The following is a 17,124-nucleotide window of genomic DNA, read 5'->3' as shown; positions in this document are numbered from 1 at the left end:
ACTTTACTTTATAATTGATCAAATTAAAGCTATTAATACATTAGGAGTGCATATGAGTGAAACTAAAGTAATAATAATAATAGTGCTTTTATTTATAATTGCAGTACTTCCATTTCCAACCGGACTGCTCATTTATAAATTTAAATCAGAAAAACTTAAAAAACAGTATGCAGATGAAGCTAAAAAAGCAGACGAATCAGAAAAATCAGAAGACAGCAATAAATCTGTCAAATAAACGTAATGATAATAATCATTTAACAAATAATTAGCTCCCTTCTAAAAAGGTAAGTTAAATACTTAAAACTTGCTATTTAGGAGAGAGCATCTCAATAATTTTATTCTATGACCTGTTGTTTACTATCGTCAACGTTATGAGCAAATTGTGGTATCTGTGCAATAATGACCGCTGTGAATACTAATATACAGCCGGTAAGTTCCCTTGTGCTTAAATGTTCACCTAATAAAATCCAGCCTGCAAGTGCAGCAAATACCGACTCAAGGCTCAATACAATGGCAGTCACTGATGGCTTGGCATATTTCTGCCCAATAATCTGAAGAGTGTAAGCAATTCCACTTGACATAACACCTGCATATAATATTGGTATTATTGCTTTCATAATGCTGTTAATATCTGCTTTATCAAATATAAGCATTAATATTCCTGACAATATTCCACTTGTTAAGAATTGTATACAGGATAATTTAACACCATCTGCTTTATCACATTTATCTACCGTAAACATATGTATTGTAAATGCAACAGCACACATTAACTCTAATATATCCGCAACATATATTTCGTCAATTCCACCCGCAATACATAAAAGATACATTCCTACAATACATACAAATGCAGCTATTATGGTAAGCTTATGAAGCTTTTGTCCCATAAATACTGAAGCAATCGCAATCATAACAACATAAGTCGCTGTAAGAAATCCAGCTCTCCCTGATACGGCAACTCCATCAGGATATGTATTAATCCCTATCTGCTGCAAATTCATCGCTATGCAAAGTAGAATTCCGCATATAACACCTTCTTTTATAGGCCATTTATTCGCATCAGTTAAATAATCTTTCTTATTAATAATGTAGTTCTTCTTATATATATTGTAATTATTCTCACTTGGATTATCATATCTATCAGAATATTTTCTCATATCTAATATTGCAATAACAATAAATAAGAATAATGCCCCGATAATATTCCTACAGGCATTAAATGTAAACGCTCCAATATTATCACCAGCACTTGTCTGTGCAACAAATGCTGTACCCCATATAAATGCGGCAAGCAATAATATAAAAGTTCCTTTTAAATTCTTCATAAATCAATAACGCTCCCTTTAAACAATAATCAATGTTTCCATAATAATTAATAATTTTCACACCATATAATAGTATATTAATCAAATATATTATGCAAGGTATTGAGAATTTTTCTTTTTAAGCTTAAAATATATACACTTGTTTAAACAAATAAAAGATATTAAATCAGGAGGCATATGATAATGAAAGTATTAATGTTAAACGGTAGTTCACATATCAATGGAACTACATTTACAGCACTTAATGAGATTGGAAAAGCTCTTAATAATGAAGGAATTGACTATGAAATATTCCAGATTGGTGCAGATGCAGTAAGAGATTGTATTGGCTGTAACCAATGTACACCTGATGGTTGTGCATATACTAAGGACAATGTTAATGAATTCATTGCCAAGGCAAAAGAAGCTGATGCGTTTGTATTTGGAACACCTGTATATTATGCCCACCCAAGTGGAAGAATTCTCTCTTTCTTAGACAGAGTATTTTATTCAAGTTCTAAGACCTTTGCTTTTAAACCAGCCGCAAGCGTAGCTGTTGCAAGACGTGGTGGAACAGTTGCTTCATTTGACGTATTAAATAAATATTATGGAATATCACAGATGCCAGTAGTAAGCTCTACATACTGGAATAACGTCTATGGCCGCAATGAGAACGAAGCCGTTATGGATTTAGAAGGCTTACAGACAATGCGCAACGTAGCTCATAATATGGCTTGGATGTTAAAGTGTATTGAAGCTGGTAAAAATGCAGGTGTCGCACTCCCGGCTACTGAAAGAGAGGCTAAGACTAACTTCATAAAGTAATAATTATTGCATTTTACCCTATAATCCTGTAGAATTATAGGGTAATTTATTTATAACATAACATTAGTAATATTTAATTATTCTATAATTTACACTGGAGGTCATTATGAAAGATTATTCTATTAATACTAAGTGTGTTCAGGCTGGTTATACACCATCGAATGGTGAGCCTCGTCAAATTCCTATTATCCAATCTACAACTTTTAAATATGATACAAGCGAAGATATGGGTAAGCTATTTGACCTGGAAGCATCAGGATATTTCTATACAAGACTACAGAATCCTACCAATGATCACGTTGCTGCCAAAATAGCAGCCCTTGAAGGTGGAACAGCCGCAATGCTTACATCATCTGGACAGGCTGCTAACTTCTTTGCTCTTTTTAATATATGTGAATGTGGCAGTCATATCGTTGCATCATCATCAATATATGGTGGAACTTTCAATCTTATTTCAGTTACTTTCAAGAAAATGGGAATAGACGTTACATTTGTTTCACCTGATGCATCAGAAGAAGAACTTAATGCAGCATTTAAACATAATACCAGAGCTATGTTTGGTGAGACAATTGCCAATCCAGCTCTTACAGTTCTTGATATAGAGAAATTTGCAAAGGTTGCACACACACATAATGTCCCTCTTATTGTAGATAATACATTTCCAACCCCTATTAATTGCAGACCAATCGAATGGGGTGCTGATATTGTCACTCACTCAACAACTAAATATATGGATGGTCATGGAGCTGCTGTCGGAGGTGCAATAGTTGATTCTGGTAATTTTGACTGGATGGCACATGCAGATATGTATCCAGGACTATGCACACCAGATGAAAGTTACCATGGAATTACTTACGCAGAAAAATTCGGAAAAGAGGGTGCATTTATCACAAAGTGTACATCACAGCTTATGAGAGATTTAGGATGTATACAATCCCCACAAAATGCCTTTATCCTTAATCTTGGACTTGAATCTCTTCATGTAAGAATGCCACGCCACGTTGAAAATGGACAGGCAGTAGCTGAATTTCTTGAAAATCATCCTAAAGTTGAATATGTCAGCTATCCTGGTCTTAAAAGTAATAAATATTATGAAACAGCCAAAAAATATATGCCTAATGGTGGCTGTGGTGTAGTATCTTTTGAAATCAAAGGTGGAAAAGAAGCAGCCGAAAAGTTCTTAAAGAACCTTAAGCTTGCTGCAATAGAAACACACGTAGCTGATGCAAGAACATGCTGTCTTAATCCTGCAACATCCACACACAGACAGCTTAATGATGAACAATTAAAAGAAGCTGGTGTTCCAGCAGGACTTATAAGAATTTCCTGCGGACTTGAAGATAAAAATGACTTGATTGCTGATATATCTGCAGCACTTGATACAATTTAAATAAATATTCATTATCAGCTTTAGCATATTAAGCTTACAAAGGCTCCGGACATTACTATAACAATAATGTCCAGAGCCTTTATTAATTTTATGAGATTTTTATATGATTTTTAAAATTATGAAGCTTGTATGTCCTAATATCTAGTGATATAATTAACTGTCAAATTATAGTAAATGGAGATTGAATATGAGTACAATTCTGCGTATTTTTATAAAAGATTTGCGTGGCATATGCCGCAATATATTTGCACTTATTATTGCCATAGGATTATGTATTATTCCATCATTATATGCGTGGTTTAATATTTATTCTAACTGGGATCCCTATGCTAATACTGCTTCAATTAAGATTGCTGTATACTCTGAGGATACTGGTTTTGATATGGATGGCGAATATCAGAATATGGGTAATAGTATTATTGATAACCTCAAAGAAAATGACAAACTCGGCTGGACATTTACAAAAGATATGGAAAGCACAATTGACGGAGTTAAAAGCGGCAAGTACTACGCCGCAATAGTAATCGGCGATAATTTCAGCCGTTCAATGATTAATTTCCTTAATGATAATATGGAAACTCCTTCTGTTACATATTATGAGAATGCCAAGAAGAACGCTATTGCCAGCAAGATTACACAATCTGGAAAGTCTACTTTACAGGAAACTATTAATGAAACATTTATTGAAACAGTTGTAGTTACAATTCTTAATTCAACTGATGCTGCTTCTCTTACAAAGACCAATGTATTATCTGACATATCAGATAAATTAACGGATATAAGCAATAACTTATCTGAATACAACGCTTCAATCAGTATGTTTAATGCAAGTAATGACAACCTTTCAGATACTCTTAAAAAGACAGATGCACTTGTATCTGATATGCAGAGTAATATGTCAGAAGAGAATATTGAGGCTTCAAAGAATACAGCTAACAATGCAATTGATGCTTATACTGCCAATATCAGTGCATCTCTTACCAGATTAACTGATATTAACACTAAGCTCACCGGCAAAATTGAAACATTACGCGGAAAGATTGCAGACTATAAGAATAATCACACACTTGTTACCAAGCTTGATATTATCAAACAGCTTGGCGAACTTAACAGTTTAATGAATGAAGTTGTTAATGCTACTAATGAGTTTAATAACAGCCTTAAACCAATACTTGAACATTTCAAAGATATTGATAATGATAACGGCGGTCATAACCAGTTCTTATATGACAGCCTTATAAGTTCACTTGATCTTATGCCTGCACTTCTTAAGACAGCCGCACAGAATATAACAACATTTACACAGTGGTATACAGACTCTAAGGCTGACCCTGCTAACATATTTACATATATGGATGATGCACTTGTACAGTGTGAGAACTCTATTAATTCACTTAATAGCATACTTACATCAAGTATTAACGATTCAGTTGGCAAATCTGGTGAATTATTTAAGACTTCCATCAGCTCTATCTACGACTCACTTGTATCTGCTTCAGACAGCCTTTCTGCCATAAGTACTATTATTAATGGCGTAGACAGTACACTTTCTAGTGTTAATTTCACATTAGATACTATGGGGGAACTTATCGGCAATGTACAGAATACTTTAGATAAAGCCAATACAGAGCTTGCTGCATTAAAAGACGATGGAAAGTATGAGCTTATGCAGAAGCTTCTTGACAAGGATTCATCTGAATACGGCGAATTCTTCTCATCACCTGTTAAGGTTACAACTGAAAATGTATACGAAGCTGTTAATTACGGAACAGCAGTAGCACCTTTCTATACAACTCTTGCTTTATGGGTTGGAGGTCTTCTCCTTACAGCACTTATCAAGACATCTCCTGATGACAGGGAAGAATTTAAAAATGCTACATTAACACAGAAATATTTCGGACGATATTTAATATTCTGGCTTATGGGACAGATTCAGGCAGTTATAACAGTTCTTGGTGATATATATTTACTTAAAATATACTGTGTGCACCCAGGAATATTTATGCTTACCGCATCAATTGTAAGCTTTGCATTTACATTGCTTATATATACACTTACACTTTCGTTTGGTGATGTCGGTAAAGCTTTAGCCGTTGTTCTCGTAGTTATTCAGATTGCTGGTTCAAGTGGTACATACCCTATTGAACTGTTACCATCATTCTTTAGAAATGTATATATATATTTCCCATTCCCTTATGCTATCAATGCCATAAGAGAATGTGTAAGTGGTTTCTACAGATATGATTACTTCATACTTATGGGACAGCTTATGCTATTTGTTATAGGTACTTTATTCCTTGGTCTTTTCCTAAGAAAGCCATTTATGAAGCTCAATCATTATATGCATCACCGTATGCACGATACTAAACTTATGTAGATTAATTGATGAATGAGGAGGAGTTTATGTCTGATATTAAAGATGAAATATCTGTAAATATAGATACTGCTGCGAAATCAGTAGATATGATTAAAGACTATTACTATAGAGAACACAAACGTAACAAAGACAGAATTAAATACGGAATAATAGCAATGTTAGTAATTCCCATTATATTCCTTACCCTTTTATTTGTTGTAAACAGCTCTAAAGTTATATTTCTTGTAATGTGGATTGCTTCTTTATTTATTATAAGCGGCTATCTTATTGCCATTGAATATAAAGATTATAATATGACCGAAAATCTTAAAGATATTGTTGGTAATGAGTATGATGACTCACTTATTGATACAGCGAAAGCCATATCAGATATTACTAAGAATTATATCAAGAATGGAGGTTCAGAAGAATAATATGAAAAATATATTTCGAGTATTTGCTAACGACTGGAAAAGAATTGGGCGAAATGTTGTAGCTTTAGTCGTTGTAATGGGACTCTCTGTTCTTCCATCATTATATGCCTGGTTTAACATTTTATCCAACTGGGACCCTTATGGTTCTGACTCAACATCTAACATAAAGGTCGCTGTAGCATATGATGATACCGGAATTGATATTTCAGGTATGAATGTAAATATAAGCACCAATATTATAGAAGCACTTAAGACCAATGACACTATCGGCTGGGTATTTACTGATACGTCAGAAGAAGCCATTGAGGGTGTATGGGCAGGAGATTACTATGCAGCATTGATAATGCCTGAAGATTTCTCTCGTGATATGGTAAGCTTCTTAGCTGATAATATGACACATCCGGAGATTATCTATTATACTAACCAGAAGAAAAATGCCATTGCCCCTAAGATAACAGACAAAGCCAAGACAGCAGTACAACAACAGGTTAATGCTACATTTATAAGCTCACTTACAGAAGCTATAATGAAATCTGCCGATATTGCTGATAATATAGGTGCAATTAAAGACTCTGATGGTAATAATATTAATAAGGAAAATGTAAGCGGCAACTCAATATTAGATATATTAATAGCCAAATTACAGGTTGTTAATACACAGGTGTCTACATTTGACAGCGTGCTTACTGCCGTTTCCAATATAATAAGCACAACACAGTCAACATCTGATACTGCAGCAGCTATATCGCCAGATTTATCAGTGAAATTTGACAGTGAAAAAGCAATTCTTAATGAATTGAATAATACTATAGGAAAGAGTAATCTTATAGACTCAACAATATTTGCTAATATTGCCAATGATATTAATACAATTCAGGGATATATGAATTCTGTCTCTGAAATATATGATGATATGGGATACAATGTTGCAGATTTTGATAATTCAATAAGCCAGATGGGCAGTTCTATTGCTAATACATTAGAGCTTGTACATAACCTTGAGAGCCAGTTATCAGACTCAATAACCAAGCTTGTTGATTTTAAGAGCAGTGGTACATATTCATTATTACAGACTGCCGTCGCATTTAATACAGAAGAACTTGCATCTTTCATATCTGCTCCTGTTACTATCGGAACAGTTGACTTGTATCCAATTGAGAATTATGGCTCAGCTATGTCACCATTCTACTCAGTATTATCAATATGGGTTGGTGCATTAATATTAGTTGCCATTATCCATGTAAAGGTTCATCCTTTTGGCGGATACAATATTACCTCTGTTCAGGCTTTCTTTGGAAGATATTTAACATTTTTCCTTATAGGACAGGCACAGGCATTACTTATAACACTTGGTGATTTATTCTTTATTGGAATACAATGCCTTCACCCATTTAAGTTCTGGTTAGCGGCATCATTTACTTCATTCGTATTTACAATGATTACATATTCACTTACAGTTGCCTTTGAAAATGTCGGTGAAGCCGTTGCTGTAGTTATTATGGTTATTCAGGTTGCCGGTGCTGGTGGTACATTCCCAATACAATGTCTTCCAACTGTATATCAGGCAATATACAAATACCTCCCATTCACCTATGCTATGGACGCCCTCAGAGAATGTGTCGGTGGAACATATAGCTGGTATTACTGGAAATGTATTATTGCATTATTGATATATGTAGGTATATGCTTATTTATCGGACTTGTCGTTGCCATACCTTGCAGAAAACTTAATGCTACAGTTAACAAGAGCAAGGAGAAATCGGGAGTAATGATATAAAATAATATAATATTAGATACAGAAATAGAAAAACTAATTTCGTATAATAAATATGAATTAGTTTTTCTATTTTTATTGATTTCAGCTTTAATTAATGACTAATTAACTTATTGCTGTCATATAATATGTCTTATAATAAACAAAATGCAACATTTTATATTAAAATGTTGCATTAAAATTTATAATTCTATTCTTATTTACATTCTATATATCGTCACCAATTTAAAATACTTTACCCTGTTTACTAATTTAATTTAATATAAATTATCATTAATATTATAGATTAATATTCAAAAATACAGAGTCTTTATCATCCTGCTTAATTCCTAAATATCTCCTTGTTATTTCATAAGAAGAGTGATTGTATATATCCATTAATATTGCTGGTGGTGTACCACATTTCCAGGCATAATACCCAAAAGTCTTTCTCATAGAATGACAGCTTATCCCGCTTTCCATATGAAGTTCATTAGCTGCTTTCTTAATAATTCTAAAAGCCTGTGAACGGCTCAGTGGCTTACCTTTTTTCTGCCCATTAAATATATAATCACATTTTCTTATATTATATAAGCTCTCCATATACATACCAAGTCCCTGCTTTATATTGTCATTAATTGCAATTCTGGTCTCTTTATTAGTCTTTTTTTCTATTATTATTATATGTTTAAGAAAATGTTCATTTTTAAAATCATACACATCTTCCCATCTTAACTGCAAAACATCACTAATTCTCAACGCAGAATTCAACCCAATACATATCAATGCATAGTTTCTGACATTCGGTCTATTGTTCAAATAAAATTCCTTAAACAAATTTAATTCATCATTACTTCTTATAGGTTGTGCTGTACTCAATAATCAATACCTCCAATATATAAATGCAACATTTTAATATAAAATGTTGCATCAACAAGGAAGTAAATGTGAATAGTCCAATCCTCTGCGACTATTCATAGACAAGGAGGTTAATGTGTTAAAACTAACAATCAAACCCGGCGAGTACATCAACATTGGTGATGACGTAAGGGTTATCTATTCGGGAGGCTCAGAAGGGAACATTCATCTTTTAATAGATGCCCCAAGGGAACTCAACATTGTAAGAAGCAAGGTTCTTGCAAGAAATACTGCCAATTCGGACAAGAAGGAGTCCCGCTATATATCTCCATATTATGCGGAACGCGGACTTTCTCCGGAAACACTTTCCAAAATCCGCAGGCTTATAAGAGAAGATAAGAAGATGAATAAGCAGGTTGTAGATAGGAAAGGGGACATCAGTCAGGATAATATACAGGGTTAGCATGGTAACACTGTTTATTATATATGCGTATTAACTGTTAAGGCTGATGCCAGCAGTTCTAATACATTCCCGGTAAGGGAGATGGGAACGGATTCCCGAACAAATATTATATTTACACGGAGGTACACACTATGGTAGTACAACACAATATGTCAGCTATGAATGCTAACAGAATGTTAAGCGGAGTTTCATCTGCACAGTCAAAATCAACAGAGAAGTTATCATCAGGTTACAGAATTAACCGTGCAGCAGATGATGCAGCAGGACTTTCTATCTCAGAGAAGATGAGAGGACAGATCAGAGGTCTTAATCAGGCTTCAACTAATGCTCAGGATGGTATCTCACTTATCCAGACAGCTGAAGGTGCTTTAAATGAATCACATTCAATTCTTCAGAGAATGAGAGAGCTTTCAGTACAGGCTTCAAATGGTACAGAGACAGATGACGATAGAGAAGCAGTTCAGAACGAAATTGAACAGCTTCAGAGCGAATTGACAAGAATCTCTGAAACAACAGAGTTCAATACTATGAAGTTACTTGATGGTTCACGTTCAGGTAGTGCTGTTAGTGCTTCAGTAAGCAAGAGTGCTGCTAGTGCACTTACTAAAGTGGATGCTACAACACAGGTTAATACAGCAGCTGATGCTTTTGATGCATTAGCAAGCGGAAAGGACTCTACACTTGCAGTTACAGTAATAGATAAGAATGGTAATTCATCTACAGTTAAAGTAACAATTACAGGAGATACTAAGACAGCAGATAATGCGAATGGTGCCGAAAATACAGCACAGGCATTTGCAGATGCTTTAAAGGAATCAAGCCTTGGTGATTCATATGATTTTAGTACAGATGGAAATGGTAAACTGAAATTTACAGCAAAGGAAGCAGGAAAGACAGCTAATTCTATTCTTTTATCACAGGATAATGCAGCAGCAGTTAAGACAGATGAATCAACAATCGGCGTAGATGCTTATTCACAGATTACAAAGGAAATAGGCTCATATACAGGTACTGGTAATATTGAAGATAAGATATTTACAGTTAATGGTGAAAAGTTCGCATATGTAGATGATCCAGCAAGCTTAGGTGACGATTATAAAGATGTTAACTATGTAAAGGTTGCTGCGGCTGGTAAAGTAGAAGAGGCAGATGTAGCTACTATGGCAGCTTTAATTAAAGCTAAGACAGGTATTGATGCTGAGCCAGATAATGGAGCAAAAACTACAATTAATTTAAAGGCTGGTACAGCTAATACTGGTAAGGGAATTGAACTTCAGATTGGTGCTAATGAAGGTCAGACAATGAGCTTTACACTTGATGATATGAGTGCTGATGCACTTGGTGTAGGTGGAAAGAGCGTTGACTTAAGTACTCAGGATTCAGCTAAGACAGCTACAACAGCTATTGATGCAGCTATCAAGAAGGTATCTGCTTCAAGAGGTAAGATGGGTGCTGTTCAGAACAGACTTGAGCATACAATCAATAACCTTGATACAGCTTCTGAGAACCTTCAGACAGCTGAGTCACGTATCCGTGATACAGATATGGCAGAAGAGATGGTTAACTACAGCAAGAACAACATCTTAGCTCAGGCTGGACAGTCTATGCTTGCACAGGCTAATCAGTCTAATCAGGGTGTTCTTACACTTCTTCAGTAATCAGTTAGAATATTACTACTAGATTATTAAGTAACTGATATAACAATAAATAATCAAAACAGCTAAGTCAGATTATTAAAAAATTATATAAAAACAACCCCACACTATATTCCATGCACATATTGTGGGGTTGTTTTTCATTAATAATTCTTTATAGCATTGATAGCTTCATCTCTGGATAGCTGGTAATCTTCAACAAGTTTATTTATCGTATCTTCATCTGATAGGTTCATATCTTTACATAATTTAATAAACACTTTTATTCCGTTAGAACGCTCCTTTTCTTCTCCTTTAATTATGCCTAGTTTTTCACCCTCAGCAATACCTAACTGGCGTCCTTCCTCCTTAACTATTTCAAGATGTCCTTCCTCGTCATATTCATAAATACTCACAGTAATCACTTCCTCCCTGTGATTTTTTAGAAATTCCGACAATACATTTTCAGCTATACACTCATCAACCGCTTCTATAACAGCAGTACGGATATCAATCTTCTCAATATCAGTCTTAACTCGAACTTTATTAACAAATGTCATATAGTCCTTAAGTGTTTCACATTTAGAAAGAAATTCAGAGCTGTATGTCCGTGAATTGATGGTATTACCTGCATTGATATTCTTATTGGATTTATCAAAATCATATGATTGATTAATACCATTAATAATATCATTCTTCTCGTTATCCAATGATTTTTTATTAATAATAGCTCCAGTATTAATGTTAATAACTCTTACAATAAGTTCCAACTCCGGACAATCCATTTTCTTCTCATACATATCCGATAATCGAAGAGTACTTTCCACTTCAAGCGGCTGTTTACCATTATAAAAAGTAACAAAAATGTGGTACTGGAATTTTAAGCATTGTACTTCTGTGCAAATCACTATTGTTATACATCTGCCTATATACATCAGATAAATAGTGCAGAAATCGCAACGGCATATTCGGATTGCGGCTGGATTGCTGTTCAAACATATACAAATCCTGCCCAAACACAAATGAAGCATCATTCTTATATTTCATATACACACCACCCTTAAGAGTAGTAACAGTTAAATCATCTACATTAGTATAATTAGTGTCATTCAACCCATTATAAAGGTCCAGAAGATTATTCTTATCCCTGTACAAAAGACAGAATACATTATCCTTATATTGTCTTATTGTTGTTGGCTGATGTCCAGAAATAGCTGCATTTACGACATTTTTATTATTGAATTCAGAAAATGTCGTCTGTTTAGTATTGTCATTATCTATTGTTCTCATATATTCTCCAATCATATGTATAATATTTGACTGCATAATTAACAAATAAACAATTAAACATATGACTATGTCATATAAAAATTTCATATAAAATTATAATCATACACATTGTGCAAAAAATATAATTAATTATCCTATTAATATACATTCAATTTATACATTACTAAATTGAAGAACTATATGTATATATTATCATCAGGAAATTGTTATGACAAGTGTGTTAAACCGTTAGATATTGTTAATTATGCTATAAGATAAAAGCTATAGCAGAAGAGTATTATAACAAAATATTATGAACCCCAATTCATAAGTTAAATTGCAATTAAATTATTATTGTTATAATAAATTATTACGCGTAAATATATATTATATATATCACATAATAAATATAAATGCAAGCATTATTATACTATAAATATAAATAAAGAATTATAAATTAACATAATCAAATAGAACACAATATAAACAGACATACAAACAGCAATATCAATATAGACAAAACTATTCCCCAGTCCCTTCATCGACCTGATAGAGTGGGATAGTAGCAGCAATTCTTCTGTGTTCTTCTTCCATAGCCGCATAATGCTTCGCAGTTGTGTTAATATCTTTATGCCCAAGTACATCACTTACAAGTCTTATGTCGCCTGTGTCTTTATAAAGTGCTGTACCATATGTGCTTCGCATTTTATGTGGAGAGATTTTTTTATCAGGTGTTGCATTTTTTGCGTATTTTTTAACCATACGTTCAATTGCACTTACACTCATACGGCTTTTTTTCATTGAGATGAATACTGCCTGTTCCTCTGACTCTGGATTGCCAAGAAGCAGAGGACGTTCATTTTCAATATAGTCTTTTAAAGCATTTTCTGTAATCTCATTAAAATAAAGATGTGCATCAGAACCACCTTTTCTTACAATATTGATTGTTCTATAATTAAAGTTAATATCGTCTATATCAAGACCGGCACATTCCGATACTCGAATTCCTGTGTTAAGAAGCAATGTGATAAGAGCTGTATCCCTGAGTTGTGTCTTCTGGCACTTCTGTATCTGAAGCTTATTGCCTTTAATATTAGTATTGGATACAACATTTAAGAGGTCATTAACTTCTTCATCATTAAGCCTGATTATGTCTTTCTGAGGCATTTTAATTCGCTTGGCTGCCACAACTGTCGGATTGTTCTTCATATACTGATGTGTGCAGGCAAATTCAAAAAATCCCCTTAAAGCCGCCATTCTGCGGGCTATTCCTTTATCCTGATTTTGATGTGTGCTTCCATCATCATTATTAAATCTTAAATATCTCTGATACTCATTAATATCTTCAAATGTAAGATTTTCAAGAAAATCTATTGTTATATCCTTAATTGCAGTATTCTTTAACATAGTGTTTTTCTCTGTAAGAAATCTGAAAAATGTCTGCAAATCATACGCATACGCAATTACAGTATTAACCTGTGATGACAACTCCTTATCATCAAGATAAGAAGTCACATATGGCGGAAGCTTAGCTTCAAGCATACGAAGCTTTGTAAGCTGTTTTTTATTCTTTTCCTTATAATAATCTGAATCAATTCCCATACTTTATATTTCCTTACCTTTGTAGTTATAATTAATTTATTTAACATAATACATTTAATATAGTATAACGCCGATAAAGCAGGATTTATCGGCGTTATGTTGTCATATCTTTATACTACCACTTTTTCTGCAGCTTAGCAACCTGATTATTTGCCAAAATGCTTTGCAACCTCTTTAAGATTATTAATAATTGGCAAATGCTGTGGACAGACTCCTTCGCACTGACCACACTCAATACAATCACTTGCTTTACCGAAATTATTAGTAAGTCTGTCATAATATTCACCCTGAGGTGTCCAGCCCTTGTCCTCAATTTCCTGTTTATCAGCATTATATAATGAAAAATATTTAGGAATTGCTATGTGCATCGGACATCCATCTGTACAATATGAACATCCTGTACAAGGTATTGCAATACTTTCATTTATCATATCCGCCGCATTATGTACAAGCCTGATTTCTTCATCATTAAGAGGTACAAAATCCTGCATATAACTTGTATTGTCAAGAAGCTGTTCCATATTACTCATACCGCTAAGAACCATTCTTACATTTGGCAGACTCGCAACAAATCTGATAGCCCAGGATGGTACTGACATATCTTTATTATATCCTTTGAATTCATTTTCAACCTTTTCTGGTACTTTGGCAAGTGTGCCACCTTTAACTGGCTCCATAACTATTACTGGTTTGTTATGCTTTGTTGCAACCTCATAGCATTTTCTTGACTGAATAGCCTCACTTTCCCAGTCAAGATAATTAATCTGTAACTGCACGAATTCCATCTCTGGATGCTCTGTAAGTACCTTATCAAGCAAATCTGCATTATCATGGAAAGAAAATCCAATATGCTTAACTAAGCCTTTTTCCTTCTTATCAACAAGCCAGTTAAAACAGTCAAGCTTTTTATACACTTCATAATGGTCAACTCCAACATCGTGCAGTAAATAATAATCAAAATATGTAACACCTGTTTTACTCAGCTGTTCGTTAAACACTTTATCTCTATCTTCAAATGTCTTTATAAAACCTGCGTGCAGCTTAGTTGCAAGTGTATATTCATCTCTGTTATGTCTGTCTACAAGTGCCTCTTTAGCTGCATTTTCACTCTTAAAGCCACAATACATCCACGCTGTATCAAAATAAGTAAAACCTTTTTCAATAAATGTATCAACCATTTTCTTAGTTAATTCAATGTCAATGCTAGAAGCTTCATTCTGATTAAGAAGTGGAAGTCTCATAAGACCAAATCCTAACTTCTTGCTTCCATTAAATATGTCTTCCATAACTTTTACCTCCTGTTTATTACATATTATATATAATATTGCCTTACTGGAACCATAATATTATATATGAAATAACTAATCTAAATTTACAATATTATAATTCTTACAAAATTCACCTTACAATATTCTCCCGAACTTCTTCCGTAATTATTATACCACCTTGTGCGTTCCATTCGCTAACAAATGTATCAAAATAATCAATGTCTGCTTCCCCACTTATAATCTTAAGGTATGCTTCTTTTTCAAGACTTTTAAGCTTCCACCATCTATTCTTCATAGTGTCTGTCGTCTTAAAATATAACGACTGCTTAATCACTATATTGCCTTCGTCTAAAAGCCGGCAGGCTTTAATTCGCGACATATACGCCGCCCACTGCGTGCTTGTTGCACCTTTTCTTCCTGACTGTGAATATTCCTTATATGAATCATCTGTATTATATTCATAAGATGTATTGGCAAGACCTGTATTGTTAAGGTATGATTTGCAGGCATTATAATATGAGCGTTCCAGCAATTCCAGATTATCACTATCTTTTCGTCCCTCAATTGCATCTGATATATTTCTATAGCATATTGATAAAGCATTATTATAGTCAACATTAATTGATAATGGTCTGGCTGTTGGCTCAACATTTAACTGATAATAATTATCAAATTCTTCTGAGTCTGCACAATCAAATCTTATCTTATCAAACATAACACTTATCATCTTAGCCGCAATCTCTGGATATTCATAGCCTTTTCTGACAACTACATATTTGTAGCAGGGATTTTGACTATGATATTCTGTTACATTATCGCCTGTTGATATCAGATATGGCTGCCAGTTAGAATCAGGATTAATGCTGACAGCATTGGCAAGTGGATTGTTAGGTGCCCACCAAGGTCCAAAAAATGAGCCACACAAGCCATTTTCTATAAGTTCACATATATTAGTTGATGTCCTTAATAAGAAATCATTATCTATTATCTTCTCATTATATAACTGGTTGATATATTCAAGTGCATTTTTAGCTTCATCAGTTACAGAACCATATACAATCTGTCCGTCATCATTCTCTATCCATTGCTTAGGATAAGCATTGAAGCTGGCAAATATTATATCAAGCAGGAACTCACTGCTATATCCACATTCTCCTGCCACCGATGTATCTACAACAAGTCCAACTGTATTACTGCTGCCATCCTCTGCCACACCATTATTGCCAGGATCATAGGTTATGAAATGCCTTACAATATTAACAACATCGTCTACAGTACGCGGTTCTGAAAGTCCTAATATATCCATCCAGTCTTTGCGGAGCCATACAAGATTAGGTCCGTCAGTAATATTAGTCTCAGGAAGTGCCATTATCTTTCCATCATATGTTACCATATCCATAAGTGCACTGCCATAACTTGCATACATACTCTTTATTCTATCTGTAAGACAATTATTGTAGCTGTCTGTCAAATCCTCTATCATTCCATTTTCTATAAGCTGTTCCAGCTCACTCTGGCTTGACACAACCATAATATCAGGAAGCCTATTCATTGAAACAGCCATTGATACATTAGTATTATACTGACTGTCATTAGCCTCAAATACATCTACATTCTGCACATTAAGAACCGACTTTATATATCTCGTATACGCATTATCAGTATATGTATCCATAGCTGGCATATTCGAATTATTGACACTTGTCATCTTTCCAAGAGTATATTCAATCGTATCAGGATAAGCCCCAAATGGCGTTGTCTTAGCAGTACTAACTGCTTCATTATAATCACTGTCATTATAAACACCTTTAGCCGGGCTGTTACACCCGGCTAAAAGCGTTATTACTGTTAACATCATAATGGTATATAAAAGCTTTGCAATACATATGGTACTGCTTTGCTTATATATTATATTAATACCAGAATTATTATTTATCTGATGATGCACAAACATAATATTTTTCC

At 34.0% G+C, this 17,124-nt stretch carries 15 protein-coding genes; 8 read left to right on the top strand and 7 right to left on the bottom strand.

Features of this window, described 5'->3' with window-relative positions:
* Positions 1-52: 52 nt before the first annotated feature.
* Complete coding sequence (locus WMO42_RS01525) at positions 53-235, top strand: hypothetical protein (protein ID WP_022502530.1); 183 nt, start codon at positions 53-55, stop codon at positions 233-235.
* 100 nt (positions 236-335) lie between these two features.
* Here WMO42_RS01525 and WMO42_RS01520 read toward each other — a convergent pair whose 3' ends face one another.
* Complete coding sequence (locus WMO42_RS01520; RefSeq protein WP_349191391.1) at positions 336-1,328, bottom strand: DMT family transporter; 993 nt, start codon at positions 1,326-1,328, stop codon at positions 336-338.
* Positions 1,329-1,511: 183 nt separating this feature from the next.
* Between WMO42_RS01520 and WMO42_RS01515 the strand changes: the two genes are divergently transcribed.
* The 5 genes from WMO42_RS01515 (at position 1,512) to WMO42_RS01495 (ending at position 8,089) form a co-directional block, all read left to right on the top strand.
* On the top strand, positions 1,512-2,132 hold the full coding sequence (locus WMO42_RS01515) for a flavodoxin family protein (RefSeq protein ID WP_022502528.1): 621 nt from the start codon (positions 1,512-1,514) through the stop codon (positions 2,130-2,132).
* A 106-nt stretch (positions 2,133-2,238) separates the two neighbouring features.
* Positions 2,239-3,522 carry an O-acetylhomoserine aminocarboxypropyltransferase/cysteine synthase family protein gene (locus WMO42_RS01510; protein WP_349191390.1) on the top strand — a complete coding sequence of 428 codons (1,284 nt, stop codon included), beginning with the start codon at positions 2,239-2,241 and terminating at the stop codon, positions 3,520-3,522.
* Between the two features lie 187 nt (positions 3,523-3,709).
* Complete coding sequence (locus WMO42_RS01505) at positions 3,710-5,899, top strand: YhgE/Pip domain-containing protein (RefSeq protein WP_349191389.1); 2,190 nt, start codon at positions 3,710-3,712, stop codon at positions 5,897-5,899.
* Between the two features lie 26 nt (positions 5,900-5,925).
* A complete protein-coding gene (locus WMO42_RS01500) occupies positions 5,926-6,312 on the top strand; it encodes a hypothetical protein (RefSeq protein WP_022502525.1) in 387 nt (128 codons plus the stop codon).
* A 1-nt stretch (position 6,313) separates the two neighbouring features.
* A complete protein-coding gene (locus WMO42_RS01495) occupies positions 6,314-8,089 on the top strand; it encodes a YhgE/Pip domain-containing protein (RefSeq protein WP_349191388.1) in 1,776 nt (591 codons plus the stop codon).
* A gap of 276 nt (positions 8,090-8,365) precedes the next feature.
* Here WMO42_RS01495 and WMO42_RS01490 read toward each other — a convergent pair whose 3' ends face one another.
* Complete coding sequence (locus WMO42_RS01490) at positions 8,366-8,944, bottom strand: tyrosine-type recombinase/integrase (protein WP_349191387.1); 579 nt, start codon at positions 8,942-8,944, stop codon at positions 8,366-8,368.
* Between the two features lie 115 nt (positions 8,945-9,059).
* Between WMO42_RS01490 and WMO42_RS01485 the strand changes: the two genes are divergently transcribed.
* The gene (locus WMO42_RS01485) at positions 9,060-9,386 is read left to right on the top strand and encodes a carbon storage regulator (protein WP_055306476.1); all 327 of its coding nucleotides are present in this window, start codon (positions 9,060-9,062) and stop codon (positions 9,384-9,386) included.
* A 131-nt stretch (positions 9,387-9,517) separates the two neighbouring features.
* Positions 9,518-11,044: a flagellin gene (locus WMO42_RS01480; RefSeq protein ID WP_090139551.1), complete on the top strand. Its 1,527-nt coding sequence runs from the start codon at positions 9,518-9,520 to the stop codon at positions 11,042-11,044.
* Between the two features lie 140 nt (positions 11,045-11,184).
* On the opposite strand, the gene WMO42_RS01475 is transcribed toward WMO42_RS01480, so the two are convergent.
* The 5 genes from WMO42_RS01475 to WMO42_RS01455 form a co-directional block, all read right to left on the bottom strand.
* Complete coding sequence (locus WMO42_RS01475) at positions 11,185-11,847, bottom strand: hypothetical protein (RefSeq protein WP_349191386.1); 663 nt, start codon at positions 11,845-11,847, stop codon at positions 11,185-11,187.
* 19 nt (positions 11,848-11,866) lie between these two features.
* Positions 11,867-12,310 (bottom strand): hypothetical protein, encoded by a 444-nt coding sequence (locus WMO42_RS01470; RefSeq protein ID WP_349191385.1) that lies wholly within the window; start codon positions 12,308-12,310, stop codon positions 11,867-11,869.
* Between the two features lie 501 nt (positions 12,311-12,811).
* Positions 12,812-13,891 carry a tyrosine-type recombinase/integrase gene (locus tag WMO42_RS01465; RefSeq protein WP_349191384.1) on the bottom strand — a complete coding sequence of 360 codons (1,080 nt, stop codon included), beginning with the start codon at positions 13,889-13,891 and terminating at the stop codon, positions 12,812-12,814.
* A gap of 146 nt (positions 13,892-14,037) precedes the next feature.
* Positions 14,038-15,177, bottom strand: coding sequence for an aldo/keto reductase (locus WMO42_RS01460; RefSeq protein WP_055175382.1), 1,140 nt, complete (start codon positions 15,175-15,177; stop codon positions 14,038-14,040).
* Between the two features lie 112 nt (positions 15,178-15,289).
* Positions 15,290-17,113: an extracellular solute-binding protein gene (locus WMO42_RS01455; RefSeq protein ID WP_242854128.1), complete on the bottom strand. Its 1,824-nt coding sequence runs from the start codon at positions 17,111-17,113 to the stop codon at positions 15,290-15,292.
* Positions 17,114-17,124: the final 11 nt, after the last annotated feature.

Origin of the sequence: Lachnospira sp. CLA-JM-H23, from assembly GCF_040096425.1 — a bacterium.
Lineage (GTDB): Bacteria > Bacillota > Clostridia > Lachnospirales > Lachnospiraceae > Lachnospira > Lachnospira rogosae.
This window is presented reverse-complemented; position numbering and strand designations above follow the sequence as displayed.